Origin of the sequence: Streptomyces uncialis (genome assembly GCF_036250755.1) — a bacterium.
In the GTDB taxonomy this organism is placed as follows: Bacteria; Actinomycetota; Actinomycetes; order Streptomycetales; family Streptomycetaceae; genus Streptomyces; species Streptomyces uncialis.
This window is the reverse complement of sequence record NZ_CP109583.1, coordinates 2,967,326-2,985,199: the sequence shown is the minus strand read 5'-3', so window position 1 is coordinate 2,985,199 and position 17,874 is coordinate 2,967,326. Positions and strand designations below refer to the sequence as shown.

The following is a 17,874-nucleotide window of genomic DNA, read 5'->3' as shown; positions in this document are numbered from 1 at the left end:
TTGACGTGGAGCCCGCAGCCGGACGCGCGGCTTCCCTCCTGCGTTCCCTGCGAAGGTGGAAACGTGAAGGCCATCCGTCGCATCACCGTCCGACCCGTACTCCCCGGGCCGCTCGCCCCACTGAACGAACTGGCCCGGAACCTGCGCTGGTCCTGGCACGACGGGACCCGTGAACTGTTCCGCTCCCTGGACCCCGAGGGCTGGGACGCCGCCCACGGCGACCCCGTACGGCTGCTCGGCACCGTGGCCCCGGACCGGCTCACCGGGCTCGCCGCCGACCCCGGCTTCCTGGAGCGGCTCGCCGTGTGCGCCGCCGAGCTGCGCGAGTACACCGAGGGCGAGCGCTGGTACCAGCGCCAGCCCGGCGAACCCCCGGCCGCCATCGCCTACTTCTCGCCCGAGTTCGGCATCACCGCCGCCCTGCCGCAGTACTCCGGCGGCCTCGGCATCCTCGCCGGGGACCACCTCAAGGCGGCGAGCGACCTCGGAGTCCCACTCATCGGTGTCGGCCTCCTCTACCGGCACGGCTACTTCCGCCAGTCCCTCTCCCGGGACGGCTGGCAGCAGGAGCACTATCCGGTCCTCGACCCCGACGAGCTGCCGCTGACCGTCCTCAAGGAGGCCGACGGAACCCCCGCGCACCTGGTGCTCGCGCTGCCCGGCGGCCGGAGCCTGCACGCCCGGGTCTGGGTCGCCCAGGTCGGCCGGGTACCGCTGCTGCTGCTGGACTCGGACATGGAGGAGAACGACCGCGGGGAACGCGAGGTCACCGACCGGCTCTACGGCGGCGGCAGCGAACACCGGCTGCTCCAGGAGATGCTGCTCGGGATCGGCGGGGTCCGCGCGGTGCGCACGTACTGCCGGCTCACCGGGCATCCCGCGCCGGAGGTGTTCCACACCAACGAGGGGCACGCCGGGTTCCTCGGCGTCGAGCGCATCCACGAACATGTGACGCGCGGCCTCGGCTTCGACGCGGCGCTGGAGGCCGTCCGCGCGGGGACCGTCTTCACCACGCACACCCCCGTCCCCGCCGGGATCGACCGCTTCGACCGGGACCTGATCGCCCGGCACTTCGGCGCCGACGCCGAACTCCCCGGCATCGACGCGGAACGGGTGCTGCGGCTGGGGACGGAGACGTACCCCGGGGGCGAGCCCGGACTGTTCAACATGGCCGTGATGGGACTGCGGCTCGGCCAGCGGGCCAACGGTGTCTCCGTGCTGCACGGACGGGTCAGCCGGGAGATGTTCTCCGGGCTGTGGCCCGGATTCGACGCCGAGGAGGTGCCCATCACCTCCGTCACCAACGGTGTCCACGCGCCGACCTGGGTCGCGCCGGAGGTGATCCGGGTCAGCGCCCGGCAGCTCGGGGCACGCCGTACCGAGGACGCGCTGAGCGTCGGTGAGGGCACCCGCTGGGACGCCGTCGCCGAGATCCCCGACCCCGACATCTGGGAGCTGCGCCGCACCCTGCGCGCCGGGCTCGTCGGCGAGGTCCGCGAGCGGCTGTACCGGTCCTGGCGGCAGCGCGGCGCGGCCGACGCGGAGCTCGGCTGGATCGACTCCGTCCTCGACCCGGACGTCCTGACCATCGGCTTCGCCCGCCGGGTCCCCTCGTACAAACGGCTCACCCTGATGCTGCGCGACCGGGACCGGCTCACCCGGCTGCTGCTGCACCCCGAACGGCCGGTGCAGGTCGTCGTCGCGGGCAAGGCGCATCCCGCCGACGACGGCGGCAAACGGCTGATCCAGGAACTCGTCCGGTTCACCGACGACCCCCGGGTGCGGCACCGGATCGTGTTCCTGCCCGACTACGGCATGGCGATGGCGAAGAAGCTGTACCCCGGCTGCGACGTCTGGCTCAACAATCCGCTGCGTCCGCTGGAGGCGTGCGGGACCTCCGGGATGAAGGCGGCGCTGAACGGCTGCCTGAACCTCTCCGTCCTCGACGGCTGGTGGGACGAGTGGTTCGCGCCGGACTTCGGCTGGGCGATCCCCACCGCCGACGGCGACACCACCGACCCGGAGCGCCGGGACGACCTGGAGGCGCGCGCCCTGTACGACCTGCTGGAGCGGCGGATCACCCCGCGCTTCTACGAGCGCGGGCCCGAGGGGCTGCCCGACCGCTGGATCGCGATGGTCCGCGAGACCCTCACCCGGCTCGGCCCGAAGGTGCTGGCGGGGCGGATGGTCCGCGAGTACGTGGAGCGGCTGTACGTTCCCGCCGCCGCCGCGCACCGGGAGCTGCGGGACGACGCGGCGCGGGGGCTCGCGGAGTGGAAGGCGCGGGTCCGGGCGGGGTGGCCACGGGTCCGGGTCGACCATGTCGAGCCGTCCGGCGCGCCGTCCGCGCCGGAACTGGGGGCGAGCCTCACCCTCCGGGTCCGGGTGCGGCTCGGGGAGCTGGGCCCCGAGGACGTGGAGGTCCAGGCGGTCGCGGGCCGGGTCGACCCCGACGACCGGATCGCGGACGCGTCGGCGGTCGCGCTGAAGTCCGTGAGCGGCCCGGACCTGGAGGGCCGCTGGGTGTTCGAGGGCGAACTCGCCCTCGACCGCACCGGCCCGTTCGGGTACACGGTCCGCATCCTCCCGTCACATCCGCTGCTGGCGTCCGGGGCGGAACTGGGCCTGGTGGCCGTCCCCGTCACCACGAAGTCCGACGGCTCGGGCGTCCTCCTCCGCTGACGCCGTCCGGCGCGGCGAGCGGTACGGGGCGCGGTACGGCGTGTGCTTCGGGCGCCCCGGGGTCCGTACCGCTGGCCGTACGTGTTCCCGCACGGGTGGCACGGGGTGCGGGTTCCCCGCGCCCCTGGGTTCTCCCGGGTGGGTGCACCCTGTTCCTGTGCCGTCGGCCGGTGGATTCGGCCGGTTCCCCGCGCCCCTGATCGGGGCGCGGGGAACACGTACGTTCAGGTGCACGCACCAAGGAACGCGGGGAACCGCGCGGCACCACGAGGCGGCGTGACCTCAAGGCCGCAGGGAACCCGGTTGGTGGCTGCGGGCGGAGGATCCTGTTCGCGGGCTGCTACGGGACCAGCCGCATCGGCTCCACGCGGCAGGTCGGGCAGCGGCAGGCGGGCCACGCGGCCTGGCCTTGGCGGTTCACCGGGCGGCACCGACCCCGGAGCACGAGCACGGGCACGCGTGCCGTAGGTGGGAAATCCGCAATGGCGGTCGCGCGCCCACCACGCGCAGCCGGGTCACCCCATGACACCCATGCGCGCTCCAGGGACGCCCCATGATCCGTGCCGACACGCACGCCGCACACGGCACCGGGGACGACGTGTCCGACGCACTCACTCTCACCCTCCCGCTCCTGGCTCCGTGTCATCGCCATCGCCATCGCCATCGCCGGGAACCGGGTCGCCGCCCGGCGATGCGAAAGGTTCGACGGGCCGAGGCAATCGCCCCCCACGACTACGCGCCACTCGCAGCGTCTCGTGCAACGACTCCACCAGCCGCGCCGCCACATACCGCAACTCCCGCGCACTCGCCTTCGGCTCCCGTACCAACTCCCCGGCATGCGAGAGGAGCCGAGCCGCCATGTCGAGCTGCACGGCCTCCACGCTGTCCGCGACCCTCGACAGATACCCGTCACCGTCGTCCGTCACGAGGTAGCACGGATTCCCGCCTGTGGACGTCCACGGCAGCAACCGCACCGACCCGGTGCCGCTCAGCCGCACCGGCCCTGGGGACATCGCCCCTTCCGTGCCGGTCACCGCCACAGCTCCACAGCATGAATGACGCGGGGCGACACCCCGGCACCATCGAGCGCCAGGGCACAGGCCGGGCGTCGCGCCGTCCGTGGAAGTAACACCCGCAACAGGCACTCGAAGACCAGACCGATATTCTTGGGCACGTCAACAGCTCCTCAGGCTGATGGCCACGCCCCCGGACGGTTCGCCCCGTCGCGGGGGTCTCTCGCGGATTCGAGTGCAACGACCATAGCCAGAAGTGGAGTTGGGCTCACGAGCGGAAAGCGGCACTTCTTGAGCGCTCTGCCCGTCGCCCGTCACGTCACGCAGCAGACACACCGGCCGCCTCGTCCGGTCGGAGCGGTAGCTACCGCGGAGCGGGGCAGTTACGCGTCGGTCGTCAGAAGGGCGCCCAAGCGGCGCATGTCCCTGGTGAGCTTCCGCTTGCGTGCCCGCACGACCGTCCGCAACACGTCATGCGCGGGGCGTTGGTGCCTCAGCCAATCCGCGTTGTCGCACTCGATGCGGACCAGCCGGTCCATCGCGCCGTCGTGATCGCCCACCATCACGCAGGCGGACGCGACCGTCAGCCGATGCCGGTTCCACTCGTTGTCGGTCTCGGACACGCCGGCGGCCCTCATGGAGAAGTCGGACAGGGGTGCCTTCCCGGCGGACTCCTCGATCACGCGGTAGGGATCTCCGCCGTCCTTGATCAGTTCGTCCTCCAGGCTCTTCATCGCCACGACGGCCGTGTCGAACCTGCCGTAGCGGGCAGATCCAGCAGGCTGATTCCCCAGCGCGGACGCGGCCGACGCGGCGATGCGCCGGACCGCCGCGGCTTCTTCCGCGCGGTTGTTCCGGATCGCCGCCGCAGCCGCGTGCAGCGCCAGCCAGCCCCAGGAGCTCAATCGCTCAGGCGTCGCTTGCGAGATTCGAGGTTCGATGCGGTCCGCCGTCTCGATCGCGAGGCGTTCGGCGTCATCGAAACGGCCCTGCCGCGTCATGAGCCAGGACATGATGCCGATGGCGGTGGACGCGGTATGTGTGTCGTCCACCGCGCGCGCGTCGTGAATGGCACCGGAAAGCGCGTAGTAGGCGAGATCGAACTGCCGCACGGCGGTCAGATACCGCCCGGCCAACAGCAACGCTTCCGAACGGATCGACAAGGCCGTCTCACGTTCGGGCCCGTTGTCGAAGTGGGCGACCGCTGAGTTCGAGTCCGTGACGACTTGGGGGAGATGAGCGGCTATCGGCTCGAACTTGAGTGCGTTGTAGGACGATGATCCCCCGCGAACGACCTCGCGAAGCGCCGCCAGATCAGGGGCCCCCGCGACCTCGGGCCTGAGATCCTCCAGCCCGACAGGTGGTGTGAGGGCATTCCGCAAACCGACCAGTCCGACCGGCGAGACCTCCCCGCAACCGACAGCCTGAGGAGTGCTGGAGGCCATCAACTCGGACGTCTTCAGGTGCAGGGCCTTCGCGAGTTTGTGCAGCGTCTCGATACGAACGCTTCCGCCCTGCTCCAGCTTGGCGACTGTGGAAGGTGTCAAGCCGGCGGCGTACGCCAATGTCTCCTGGGTCAGTCCGGCGGCCAACCGTTTGTCGCGGACGTTGTCACCAAGTGCGCCCATGGTTCCCCGCCTTACACGTGTGGTGGACGGTCTCCCTCCACGGTACGCCCGTCCCGCACCTTCCGAGGCCCTGCTCTTGGCGCCCGTCATGTTCCGGAGCCGGGGATCTGTCCCGTACCCGCGGTGCACCAGGTGCGCCGGGCACCGGAAGACCCGCCCGCGCGGCCCCGCCTCCGGAAAGGGGCGGGGACGCGCGGACGGGTCGGGGAGCCGTACGGTCGCGGGACGGTGTCCGCCCCGCGACCGACGCGTCACGTCCTACGGGAACGTCAGCTTCCAGCTGTTGATGTACCCCGTGTCCTGCGCCGCGACATCCTGCACCCGCAGCTTCCAGGCGCCGTTGGCGACCTCGGACGACGCGTTGACGGTGAACGTCTCCGCGACGTTGTCCGCCGAGTCGCCGGAGCTGGAGTTCTTCAGCCGGTACGCGGTGCCGTCCGGTGCGACCAGGTCGACCACCAGGTCGCCCCGCCAGGTGTGGACGATGTCCACGCCGACCGCCAGATTGCTCGGCGCGTTGCCGGCGCGCCCGGTCACGTTCACCGTCGAGGTGACGGCCGCGCCCCGGTCGGGAACGGCCACATCGGCCGTGTTCTCGAAGACCGTGCCGGTCGGCGGCTCGCCGGTGCCGGGACGGGCACCGACCGCGACCCCGGCCCACGCGTGCTGGACGGCCAGGTACTCGGGGCTCGTCGTCCCGTACAGCTCACCGGCCACCGCGAGGGTCCCGGTCCGGGCGCCCGCGTAGTTGGTGGACGAGGTGAACTTCGTGGTCAGCGCGCGGAACCAGATCAGCGCGGCCTTGTCCCGGCCGATCCCCGCGACGGGCAGTCCGTCGGAGGTGGGGGAGTCGTACGCGACGCCGTTCACGGTCTTCGCACCGCTGCCCTCGGACAGCAGGTAGAACCAGTGGTTCGCCGGGCCCGACGAGTAGTGCACGTCGACCGAGCCGATGCCCGAGTACCAGTAGTCCTTGGACGCGCCGTCCCGGCTCGGCCGGTCCATGTACCGCAGCGGGGTGCCGTTGCCACGGATGTCGATCTTCTCGCCGACCAGGTAGTCACCGGGGTCGGAGGTGTTGTTCGCGTAGAACTCCACGGCCGCCGCGAAGATGTCCGAGGTGGCCTCGTTGAGACCGCCGGACTCCCCGCTGTAGATCAGGCCCGCGGTGTTCGACGTGATGCCGTGGGTCATCTCGTGCGCGGCCACGTCCAGCGAGGTCAGCGGCTTCGCGTTGCCCGCGCCGTCGCCGTACGTCATGCAGAAGCAGGAGTCGGACCAGAAGGCGTTGACGTAGTTGTTGCCGTAGTGGACGCGTGAGTACGCGCCGACCCCGTCGCCCCGGATGCCGCTGCGCCCGTAGACCTCCTTGAAGTAGTCCCAGGTCTCGGCGGCACCGTAGGCCGCGTCCGCGCCGGCCGTCGACAGGTTCGCCGGGGTGCCGTCGCCCCAGGTGTCGTTGGTCTGCGAGAACAGCGTGCCGGTGCCGGTGGTGCCCCGGTTGAGGTTGTACGTGCGGTGGTTGCCGCGCGCCCCGTCGGTCAGCGTCCAGTTGCCGCCCGACTGGGTGCTGCCGAGGGTGACCTGGCCGCTGTACTGGGTGTTGCCGACACCGTTCTCGATGGCCTGCCACTCGTACAGCTTCGCGCCGGTGGCCGCGTCGGTGACGACGTGCAGCTCGTTGGGCGTGCCGTCGTGCTGGAACCCGCCGACGACGGTCTCGTACGCGAGGACCGGCTTGCCGGACGCCATCCACACGACCTCGCGCGGGGCGCGGTCGGCGGAGGTCTTCTTCGACCCCTCGGCCTTCGCCTCGCGCAGCGCCTGCTTCTCGGCGGTGGCGGGCTTCACCGCCGCGTCGGCGGCGATGCCCTTCAGGGCCGACTTGGACGCCTTGGTCACGCCCTGCGTGGCACCGGACTTCGCGCTGTCCACGACGAGGTCGCCGCCGAGGACGGGCAGTCCGTCGTAGGTGCGCTCGTAGCGGGTGTGCAGGGAGCCGTCACGGTCCTTGATCACATCCCGGACGACGAGCTTCTCCTTGGCCCCGAGGCCGAGTTCCCCGGCGGTCCGCGCCGACTTCGCCTGGGCGGCGCGGATCAGCGCGGCACGCTGGGCGGGGGAGAGCTGCGCGGGCAGCGAGCCGGGGTCGGCCTTGGTGGGCGCGGCCAGGGGCCGTCCCTCGGGCGCGGCGGTCGCGGCACCGCTCTGCACGGCGACCGCCAGCAGCGCGGCGACGGCGACGAGCGCGCCCCCGGTCGCCGCACGACGGCGTCGTACGGGCCGGGAACCGGAGGTGGGGGGTATGGGGGAGGTGGGTCTCAACACGGACTCCTTCTGCGTGGCCGCCGTCGGGCACGGCCAGGGGGACCGGTCGGCGGGTGGCCGTCCGGGCAGAGCGGGGCGGAACCATGTGCGGGTGGACACGCGTGCTTCCTCCGACCGGGGAGGAACGGCCGCCGACGCGGGGGCGTGGGGGCCGTGGCGCGGTGGTGCGGGTGGGACGGCGACGCGTTGCGGTAGAGGGTGGGGGGTGGCGCCGTCGTTGCCGGTCGCGCGGATATGTCGTGCCGTGCGGTGGCACGTGGTGCCGCCGAGCACCAGGTGCCTGGACGCCGTGCCCGGGGTCGGGGGACTGAGCTGTGCGGCAGGGCGACCGAGGGGAAGACTGGCACCTCGGTGACGTACTTGTCAGGGGCGCGTCATTATCTTGGCTCGAAATGGTCCGTTGCACGGATGGTCATGTTCGGTAACCGGAGAGCGGGCCGGGGCGCGGTGGCGGCCGTCGGCCCGGCACACCGTGCCCTCGGGCCGGGACCGCGCCGAAGGCCGCTACGGGGGACGCCCGCCGTCCGGTTCGCGAGCTCCGCGCGGTGCGCGTCCGTTGACCGGACGGCCGTCCGGGGTGCCGGACGGAGGCCCTGGGGGTCGTGCCGCGGACCGGGGGCGGACCGGTGTGCGCCGGGCTTGGGGCGGAGGGGGCCGCCTCGGTGGGGGAGCGCTTCCGGCCCGCCCATGGCCGGAAGTGAACGGTCGGGTGCGGATCGGGGTGCCGGGGGAGGGGGCGCCCCGGGCTGGGGCGCCGCCCCATGCTCGACGTGGCCGCGGGCGGAGGGAGGGGCGGCCTGTCCTCAACGTGGCCGCAGGCCGAGGGTCAGGGACGCCGGGAGCAGGGTGGTCCGGACGTCCGGCCGCTCGGCCATCGTCCGCACCGAGAAGCGGAACTCACGGGCGAGGGCCGCGACGATGGTCTTCAGCTCCAGATCGGCGAGCGCCTTGCCGACGCACCAGCGGCTGCCGATGCCGTACGGAAGGTACTCGCCGGGACCCGGGTTCATCCCGGACCACCGCTCCGGACGGAACGTGTCGGGGTCACCGGCGAACGAGGGCGCCGTCCGGTGGACCACGTAGGGCGAGACGATCACCGAGGCGCTGGGCGGCAACCGCCAGCCGCCGCAGCTCTGTTCGCCGTTCGCGGTCCGCAGGATCAGCCAGTTCGGGGGCCACAGCCGCAGCGACTCGGCGATCGTCCACGCCAGCAGCGGGTCCCCGTCCGCGTCACCTGCTCCGTCACCCGTCCCCGCGCCGCCGAGCCGTCCGGCGAGTTCGTCGGCGACCGCCGGATTCCGGGCCAGCGCGACGAGGGTCCAGGTCACGGCCGCCGCCGGGACCCGGTAGGAGGCCAGCCCGTTGGACACCAGCATCCGCACCGACGCCTCGGGGTCCAGCCCCGCGTCCGCGAGCGACTCGACGAGCCCGCCCCCGCCCGGGGCGTCGAGCGCCCGCCGCAACTCCCGCTCCAGGGTCCGCTGGGCGTCCACCGAGCGCCGGTAGCGGGGCATGAAACGGCGGATCGCGCGCGGGAAGTGGAAGGGGCTGCTGATGATCGGGGTGAGCGCGGCCAGCAGTTCGCCGGTGCGCCGGGCCGCCGCCCCGGGGTCACGGGTGCCGAAGCAGAAGCGGGTGAAGGAGCGCGCCGAGAGCCGCTCCAGCTCCGCGACCGGATCGGTCACCGAGGAACGGGTGCGCCAGCCGGCGATCAGCCGTTCCGTCTCCTCCGTCAGCCACTCGCGGTGCGCGGCGAGCGCGGCCGGGCCCATGCCCTTCTGGGTCGCGCGCCGCCCCCGCATCCACGCCTCGGTGCCCGGGTCGCCGCGCTCCCCGCTGACCTCGTCCCGGCGGATGTTGCTCGTCACCAGGAAGTCGGTGTTGGTGCGCTTCAGCACATCGTGCACAAGCGCGGGATCGCTGACGAGGACAGTGCCCTCGGTGAGTTCGCAGACCGGGCCGAACCGCCGCGCGCTGGACAGCAGATGGCCGAGCCGGTCGTCCTCGTAACGCTCCAGCATCTCGGCCTGGGAGGCCCCGGTGGGGACGGGAGGCCGGGGCACGGTCTGTTCGGTCAACGGACACCCCTCGCTCTGGTCGTACGGTTCGGCTCGCCCTGGTCGTACGGACCGGACGCCATGGACTGCGGACCGCAATCCAGCGCCGTGGACCGCAGTCCATGACCGCTGACCTGACTTCATGGCCGCGGAACGGGAGCGGCCCGGCCCCGGGAGCCGGGACCGGGCCGTCCGGAGTGGCGCTCTCCCTAGGGAACCCAGGGGTAGGCACCGGCCGCACCCTTCGTGGTGAAGCCCAGCTTGCTCGCAGCCTTGTACAGGACGCGCTTGGCCATCGAAATTTATGATCATCATGGCTCTGACCTGCGTAAATACTCTCTGTATCCTGCACCTTTCCGGGTGGTCCCGCGTCGGCGCCCTGGGATTCGCACCCCTCCCGGGGCTACGGTGACGACCGGTCGGCCGACGGGTCGGTGCTCCCTGCCCGGACAGCCCGACGGCCCCTGCCCGCACCCCCGTCCACGCTCCCGTCCGCACTCCGCTCGCCCCCGCATACGCCCGCCCGCGTCCCGTCCACCCGCTCCCGTTCGCCCCGGATCCCGCCCGTGCCCCGTCCTTCCTCCGGGGCGGCGGGCGGGCAGCGGACCGGAGCCCGGCACCAGGAAGGCCGCCATGCCCGACACCGAACCGGCGGAGCCGTACCCGGGCCCCGGGGCCGCCACCGCAGCCCACCCGCCCGGGGAACCCCGCGAAGCGGTGGACCTCCTCGGCATCGACCCCGGATTCGCCGCCGACCCCTACCCGGCCTACGCGCGGCTGCGCTCCCGGGGGCCGGTCCACCTCGTCAAGGGCGGCGGCGGTGAGCGGTTCTGGCTCGTCGTCGGATACGACGCCTGCCGGACCGCGCTCACCTCGCCCGCGCTCAGCCGCGACTGGCGGCGGCACGGCCCGATCGCCACCGGGCTGCCCGCCCCGCCGCCCGTCGACGGCCCGGGGAACGCCCATATGCTGCTGCGCGATCCCCCCGACCACACCCGGCTGCGACGGCTGGCGGCGAGGGAGTTCACCACCCGCCGGGTCGCCGCGCTGGAGCCCCGGGTCCAGCGGCTCACCGACGCACTCCTCGACGCCATGCTCGCCGCCCCGGACCGCCGCGCCGACCTCGTCGACGCGCTCGCGTACCCGCTGCGGCTCACCGTCGTCTGCGAACTGCTCGGCATCCCCGACCTGGACCGGGACGCCTTCCGGGGATGGTCCGACGAGGTCGCCGCACCCACCAGCGCCGAGGCCGCGCGGGCCGCCCAGGCCGAGGCGGTGCCCTATCTCTCCGGACTCGTCGCCGCGAAGCGCGCGGCCCCCGGCGACGACCTGCTCAGCGCGCTGATCCACACCGAGGACGAGAACGGCGACCGGCTCGACGAGGACGAACTGCTCTCCATGGCCTTCCTGCTGCTCATCGCGGGCCATGAGTCCACGGTCAACTTCATCTCCAAGGGCGTCCGCGCCCTCTTCGCCCACCCGGACCAACTGGCCCTGCTCCGCGCCGACCCCGACACGCTGGTCACCGGAGCGGTGGAGGAGATGCTGCGCTACGACGCCCCGGTGGGCACCGCCCCGCCCCGGGTCGCCGTCGCGCCCGTCGGCATCGGCGGCACGGTGATCCCCCGGGGCGGCGTCGTGCTGATCGCCCTGGCCGACGCGGACCGCGACCCCGGCAGGTTCCCCGCACCCGACCGCTTCGACATCCGCCGCCCGCCCGCCGAACGCCGCGGACACCTCGCCTTCGGCCACGGCGTCCACCACTGCCTCGGCGCCCCGCTGGCCCGGCTGGAGGGCCGCGTCGTCATCGGCACCCTGCTGCGCCGCTGCCCCACGCTCGCCCTGGACGGCTTCCTCGGCCACGGCGACCGGCGGGTCCCGGTGCGCTGGTAGACCCACCGGCCACCGCCCACGCCGTACGGGCACCTCAGCCGCGCCGTGTGTCCGGGATCGCGTCGAGCTGCCGGTCCCACTCGGGGTACCTGGCGCGCTTCTCCAGATGCAGCTCGTTGATGCGCTCCACCAGCGCGGGATCGGGATCGTCGGAGAACCGCACCGCGGAGAGCCGGGACAGCCGGGGCAGGATCACGTCGTCGCCCGCGAGATGTACCGGGTCGTACGTGTAGCGCTCCAGCGCGCCGAAGTCCGTGACGGCCGCGCTGTACGTGTGGGTGAAGCCCTCGGCCGGGTCGCCGATGTCCCTGCCGACCACGCCGAACACCGTCGACTCCACGGTCGCCGTACGCCGCATCGCGGTCAGCGCCTCCTCCCGCTCCGCCTCGGTGGTCGTGTCCCGGAAGCTGAAGCGCAGAATGATGACGATCACGTCAAAGACCTCCTCATAGGGGATGAGCCCGCCAACAAGTGAACTCGTGGGTTCACCTCGTCGGCCTCATCAGTAAAGCACCGGAGTCCGGGAAGTTGAACCCATGGGTTCAGGTCTCCGAGGCCGCCGGGCTACGATGCGGGCATGGGGCGAGCGACACCGGACAGCGCCGGACGGACCACCACCGGCGCCGCGGGCGGCGGCAGCGGGCAGATCGACAAACGGCGGGCGATCCTCACCGCCGCGTTCACCGTGTTCGCCCGCCGGGGGTACGCGGGGGCCTGCGTCAAGGAGGTCGCCCAGGAGGCGGGGGTCGCCAAACCGACCGTCTACAACCACCTCCACGACAAGGAGAACCTGTTCCGGCAGGCGATGCAGACCGCCGCGGACACGGTCGCCGACGAGTGCGTGGCCGTGCTCGACCGGCTGCGCGCGCCCGGGGACGACCTGCCGGCCGCGCTGGAGGACGTGGCGCACCGGCTGCTCCAGGTCTGCCGGGGCGAGCGGGCCGTGGCGCTGCGCTGGCTCACCCATGGTCAGGTCGCCGAGTTCCCCGACCTCGTGGTCGATGTCCACGGGCGCACGGCCGTACGGATCGCGGACGCGCTCGCCGACCGTCTCGCCCGGTTCGCGCTCGCCGGGCGGTTGCGGGTCGCGGATCCCGCGCGGGCCGCGGAGCAGTTGCTCGCGATGCTCACGGGGCCGCTGGAGCTGCGTACGCGGCTCGGTACGCGGCGGATCTCCGTCGCGGAGAGCCGGGAGATCGCGGCCGCAGCGGTCGACACGTTCCTCAGCGCCTACGGCCCCTGACGCCCGTCCGTTCACCCGTCCGTCCGCCCGGGCGGGCCGCCTTCGCTTACGCTTCCGAGGTCTGTCCGGCTGGGCCCACTTGTCCCTGTGCGGGTCGCTCGTGGGGTGCGCAGTTCCCCGCGCCCCTGGGGTTCCTCACCTGGGCGTACCTGTTCCTGTGCGGGTACGTCCGTGGGTGCGCAGTTCCTCGCGCCCCTGGGTCTGTCCGGCTGGGCGGACTTGTTCCTGTGCCGTCGCTCGTGGGGTGCGCAGTTCCCCGCGCCCCTGAGGTTGTGCCCCTTGGGGTTCCCGTTCGGGTGCGGGTGGTCCTTGGTTGCTCGCGCAGTTCCTCGCGCCCCTGGGTCTGTCCGGCTGGGCCCACTTGTCCCTGTGCGGGTCGGACGGGGGTGCGCAGTTCCCCGCGCCCCTGGGGTTCCCCACCTGGGCGTACTTGTTCCTGTGCGGGTACGTCCGTGGGTGCGCAGTTCCTCGCGCCCCTGGGTCTGTCCGGCTGGGCGGACTTGTTCCTGTGCCGTCGCTCGTGGGGTGCGCAGTTCCCCGCGCCCCTGAGGTTGTGCCCCTTGGGGTTCCCGTTCGGGTGCGGGTGGTTCTTGGTTGCTCGCGCAGTTCCTCGCGCCCCTGGGGTTCCTCACCTGGGCGTACCTGTTCCCGTGCGGGTACGTCCGTGGGTGCGCAGTTCCCCGCGCCCCTTAGGTGCTGCCCCCTCGCGGTCGTTCTTCGGGTGCGGGCCGTCCTCGATTTTGCGCAATTCCCGCGCCCCTTTGGGGGCGCCCTGCTGGGGCTGTCGTCAGGGTGCGGGCTGTCAGCAAGCGGGGTCGGGGTTCAAGCCCCCCTCCTCGCGGACCCGCTCTGCTGCGGGAGGGGGTGGGCGGGAATCTCTGCTCGCAGACTCCGATGCTCTTCAGTCGGGTAGGGGGACGTCGTACCGAGCGTGTCGGATCGAGGACGGAGAATCCCGACCGGCACCGACCCGAAGAACCGACCGGACGCGCCCCAAAGGGGCGCGGGGAACTGCGCGAAAACGACGAGCGACGGCACAGGAACGAAGTACGCCCAGCCGGACGGACCTGGGAAGCGCAAGCGAAGGCGACCCGCGGGGAACTGCGCACCCACGGACGTACCCGCACAGGGACAGGTAGGCCCAGCCGGACGGACCTCGGAAGCGCAAGCGAAGGCGACCCGCGGTCGAAGGGCGGCAGCAGGAGGCAGGACCCGGAGGCGCAAGCGAAGGCGGCTAGCCGACCACGCTCTCCCGCCAAGCGGCATGCAGCCCCGCGAACGCCCCCGTCCCCGCGATGAGCTCCGCGGGCGTACCGTCCTCGACGACCCGCCCCCGTTCCATCACCAGCACCCGGTCCGCGATCTCCACCGTGGACAGCCGGTGCGCGATGACCACGGCCGTGCGCCCCCGCAACACCGTGTCCATCGCCCGCTGCACCGCCCGCTCGCCGGGGATGTCGAGGGAACTGGTCGCCTCGTCCAGGATCAGCACCGCCGGGTCCGCCAGCAACGCGCGCGCGAAGGCGACGAGCTGACGCTGACCCGCCGAGATCCGCCCGCCCCGTTTACGGACATCCGTGTCGTAGCCGTCCGGGAGGGCGACGATGAACTCGTGCGCGCCGATCGCCCGCGCGGCCTCCTCGATCTCGGCGCGCGTGGCGTCCGGGCGGCCGATGGCGATGTTCTCCGCGACCGTCCCCGAGAACAGGAACGCCTCCTGGGTGACCATCACCACCCCCTTGCGCAGCTCCGGCACCGCGAGGTCCCGCAGATCCGTCCCGTCGAGCAGGACCCGCCCCTCGCTGGGGTCGTAGAACCGGGCCAGCAGCTTCGCCAGCGTCGACTTGCCCGCACCCGTGGAACCCACCACGGCGACCGTCTGACCAGCGGGTATCCGCAGGTCGAAGCGCGGCAGGATCTCCCCGCCGGTGCGGTAGCCGAAGCTCACCCCGTCGAAGACGACCTCCCGGCCGGGCCGGCCGTCGGCGCGCGCGGGCAGGGTCCGGGGTTCGGCCGGTTCCGCCACCGAGGGCCGCTGGTGCAGCAGCCCGGCGATCTTCTTCAGCGAGGCGCTCGCCGACTCGTACGAGTTCAGGAACATCGCCAGCCGGTCGATCGGGTCGTACAGCCGCCGGATGTACAGCACCGCCGCCGCCAGCACACCCAGTTCCAGCGTGCCGCCCGCGACCCGGTAGCCGCCCCACAGCACCATCCCCGCCACCGCCGTGTTGGCGATCAGCCGGGACAGCGTCACATAGCGGGCCATCTCCAGCAGCGAGTCACCGTTGGCCCGCTCATGGCGTCGGTTGAGCACCGCGAACCGCTCGTCGTTGGCCCGCTCCCGGCGGAACGCCCGTACCGGACGGATACCGCCCAGGGTCTCCGCGAACTTCACGATCACCCCGGCGATCGCCGTCGACCGCTCGGCGAACACCCGCGCCGCCCGCCTGCGGTACCACCGCATCACGAAGTACAGCGGGACGAACGACAGCACGGCCACCGACCCCATCCCGAGGTCCAGCCACAGCAGCATCGCCATGATGTACACCGACGACACGACGAAACCGACCAGCTCCTGAAGGCCCTCCTCCAGCAGTTCCCGCAGCGCCTCCACATCCGTGGTGGCCCGTGAGATCAGCCGTCCCGAGGTGTACCGGTCGTGGAAGTCGACGCTCAGCGCCTGCCCGTGCCGGAAGATCCGGCCCCGCAGATCCAGCAGCACCGCCTGGCTCACCCGCGCGGACAGCCGGATGAAGCCGTACACCAGCAGACTGCCCAGCAGCGCCGCGACCAGATAGGCCACCGCGACACCGATCAGGGGGCCGTGGTCGTCGGCGCGGAACGCGGGGACCGCGCTGTCGATCGCGTACGCCACGATCAGCGGGCCCGACTGCACCGCCGCCTGCTGGACGAGCAGACACAGCGCCGTCACGGCGACCAGCTTGCGGTGCGGGCCGAGCAGCGAACGCAGCAAGGTGCCCGTCGCGCCCCGGGGCGTCGGCAGATCGTCCTGGTCGAACGGGTCGACCCGGGTCCCGTCGCCAGGACCGGACGCCGCGGGGAGCGGCGGTTCGTCCCGGCGGCCCCGGTCCTCGTCCGGGGCCAGCGGCTGTTCACTCGTCGTCGTCATCGGGTCCCGTCCCCCTTCGGCCCCGCAAGGCCGTCACCGCCCGACATCAGATGCCGGTACTCGGCGCTCTCGCGCAGCAGTTCCTGATGGGTGCCCACCGCCGTGACCCGCCCGCCGGACAGCAGCGCCACCCGGTCCGCGAGCAGCACGGTCGACGGGCGGTGCGCCACGACCAGGGCCGTGGTCCGCCCGAGGACCTCCCGCAGCGCGGCCTCGACCGCGGCCTCGGTGTGCACGTCCAGCGCGGACAGCGGATCGTCCAGGACGAGGAAGCGGGGGCCGCCGATGACCGCCCGCGCCAGCGCGAGCCGCTGGCGCTGCCCGCCGGAGAGACTGAGCCCCTGCTCGCCGACCTCGGTCGCCGGGCCGTCGGGAAGCTCCGCGACGAAGCCCGCCTGCGCGATGCCGAGGGCCCGGGTCAGTGCCGGGTCGGCGCCGGGGCCGGCGGCCGTGTCCGGTCCGGCGCCCATCCGGACGTTCTCCGCGACGGACGCCGAGAACAGCGTCGGCTCCTCGAACGCCACCGACACCAGGGCGCGCAGCTCGGCGCGGTCCATCGCGGTGATGTCCTGCCCGTCCAGCGTGATCCGGCCGCCGGTCAGCTCGTGCAGCCGGGGCACCAGCGCGGTCAGGGTCGTCTTGCCGCTGCCCGTGGCACCGACGACCGCCATCGTCTCGCCCTGCCGCACATGCAGGTCGATCCGCTCCAGCACGGCCGTGGAACCGGGCGGCGCGTCCGGGTAGCGGAACTCCACACCCGTGAAGCGCATACCGTCACCGGACCCGGGGTCCGGCACGGCCGCCGTCCCGCCGGAGTCCTCCTCCGGCTCGTCCATCGCCTCGAAGTAGCGGCGGGTGGCCGTCGCCGCCTCCTGGCTCATCGCGAGCAGATAGCCCATGGACTCGATCGGCCAGCGCAGCGCCAGCGCCGTCGACAGGAACGCGACCAGGGTGCCCGCCGACAGCTGCCCGTCGGCCACCTGCACCGTGCCGACCACCAGTGCCGCGCCGAGCGCGATCTCGGGGAAGACGGTCAGGGTGCCGAGCAGGGTCGCCAGCAGCCGCGCCTTCGTCAGCTCGGTGCCCCGCAGCCGCCCGCTGAGCTCCCGGAACGCGCGGGCCTGGCTGCGGTGCCGGCCGAAGCCCTTGATGACGCGCACCCCGAGCACGCTCTCCTCGACCACCGTGGTGAGGTCACCGACCTGGTCCTGCGAGGTGCGGGCCGCCGCCGAGTACTTGCCCTCGAAGCGGTAGCAGATCAGCACCATCGGGACCGCGGGCAGCACGAGGACCAGCCCGAGCGTCCAGTCCTGGGCCAGCAGCAGTCCGAAGCCCGCGAGGATCGTCACCCCGTTCACCAGGAGGAACGTCAGCGGGAACGCGAAGAACATCCGGATCACCGACAGATCCGTCGTCCCCCGTGACAGCAGCTGTCCGGACGGCCAGCGGTCGTGGAACGCCACCGGTACCCGCTGGAGGTGCCGGTACAGATCCGCCCGCATCGCCGCCTCGACCCCGGCGAGCGGCCGGGCCACCAGCCAGCGGCGGAACCCGAACAGCAGCGCCTCGGCGATGCCGAGGACGAGCAGCAGCAGGGCGCCGAGCCAGACCCCCGCCTGGTCCTGGTCCGTGATCGGCCCGTCGACCATCCACTTCAGGACGACGGGGAAGACCAGGGACATGCACGAGGCGATCACGGCGACGACGGCCGCCGTGATCCACCTCGCCCTGACCGGACGGACGTAGGGCCACAGGCGCAGCAGGGTGCGGACCGGTGAGCCGGGCGTATCCACCGGCTCGACCGGTGAGGGTGTACTGGGCATCGACCACGAGCCTACGGTTTTGGGCCCACTCGTCCCAGTGAGTTTCGCCCCACACCCCCTCATCCCCTGGACCTAGG

At 72.5% G+C, this 17,874-nt stretch carries 9 protein-coding genes; 3 read left to right on the top strand and 6 right to left on the bottom strand.

What is annotated here, in order from left to right; translation table 11 throughout:
* Window positions 1–63: 63 nt before the first annotated feature.
* Window positions 64–2,682, top strand: a complete 2,619-nt coding sequence (gene glgP, locus OG711_RS12065; RefSeq protein ID WP_329559237.1) for an alpha-glucan family phosphorylase — start codon at window positions 64–66, stop codon at window positions 2,680–2,682.
* A gap of 1,396 nt (window positions 2,683–4,078) precedes the next feature.
* Here glgP and OG711_RS12060 read toward each other — a convergent pair.
* The 3 genes from OG711_RS12060 to OG711_RS12050 all read right to left on the bottom strand — a co-directional run bounded on the left by OG711_RS12060 (window position 4,079) and on the right by OG711_RS12050 (window position 9,729).
* The gene (locus tag OG711_RS12060; protein ID WP_329559236.1) at window positions 4,079–5,323 is read right to left on the bottom strand and encodes a helix-turn-helix domain-containing protein; all 1,245 of its coding nucleotides are present in this window, start codon (window positions 5,321–5,323) and stop codon (window positions 4,079–4,081) included.
* Between the two features lie 258 nt (window positions 5,324–5,581).
* On the bottom strand, window positions 5,582–7,648 hold the full coding sequence (locus OG711_RS12055) for a M4 family metallopeptidase (protein WP_079184996.1): 2,067 nt from the start codon (window positions 7,646–7,648) through the stop codon (window positions 5,582–5,584).
* An 806-nt stretch (window positions 7,649–8,454) separates the two neighbouring features.
* Window positions 8,455–9,729: a cytochrome P450 gene (locus OG711_RS12050; RefSeq protein ID WP_329559235.1), complete on the bottom strand. Its 1,275-nt coding sequence runs from the start codon at window positions 9,727–9,729 to the stop codon at window positions 8,455–8,457.
* Window positions 9,730–10,341: 612 nt separating this feature from the next.
* Here OG711_RS12050 and OG711_RS12045 point away from each other — a divergent pair.
* Window positions 10,342–11,601, top strand: a complete 1,260-nt coding sequence (locus tag OG711_RS12045; protein ID WP_329559234.1) for a cytochrome P450 family protein — start codon at window positions 10,342–10,344, stop codon at window positions 11,599–11,601.
* 34 nt (window positions 11,602–11,635) lie between these two features.
* On the opposite strand, the gene OG711_RS12040 is transcribed toward OG711_RS12045, so the two are convergent.
* The gene (locus OG711_RS12040; protein WP_329559233.1) at window positions 11,636–12,034 is read right to left on the bottom strand and encodes a Dabb family protein; all 399 of its coding nucleotides are present in this window, start codon (window positions 12,032–12,034) and stop codon (window positions 11,636–11,638) included.
* A 144-nt stretch (window positions 12,035–12,178) separates the two neighbouring features.
* On the opposite strand from OG711_RS12040, the gene OG711_RS12035 reads away from it, so the two are divergent.
* Window positions 12,179–12,844, top strand: coding sequence for a TetR/AcrR family transcriptional regulator (locus OG711_RS12035; protein WP_329559232.1), 666 nt, complete (start codon window positions 12,179–12,181; stop codon window positions 12,842–12,844).
* Window positions 12,845–14,078: 1,234 nt separating this feature from the next.
* Here OG711_RS12035 and OG711_RS12030 read toward each other — a convergent pair.
* Together OG711_RS12030 and OG711_RS12025 are read right to left on the bottom strand one after the other, a co-directional pair.
* Window positions 14,079–15,974 (bottom strand): ABC transporter ATP-binding protein, encoded by a 1,896-nt coding sequence (locus OG711_RS12030; RefSeq protein WP_073793118.1) that lies wholly within the window; start codon window positions 15,972–15,974, stop codon window positions 14,079–14,081.
* Window positions 15,971–17,797, bottom strand: coding sequence for an ABC transporter ATP-binding protein (locus OG711_RS12025; protein ID WP_329559231.1), 1,827 nt, complete (start codon window positions 17,795–17,797; stop codon window positions 15,971–15,973). Before OG711_RS12025 ends, OG711_RS12030 begins: the two co-directional genes overlap by 4 nt.
* Window positions 17,798–17,874 lie beyond the last annotated feature (77 nt).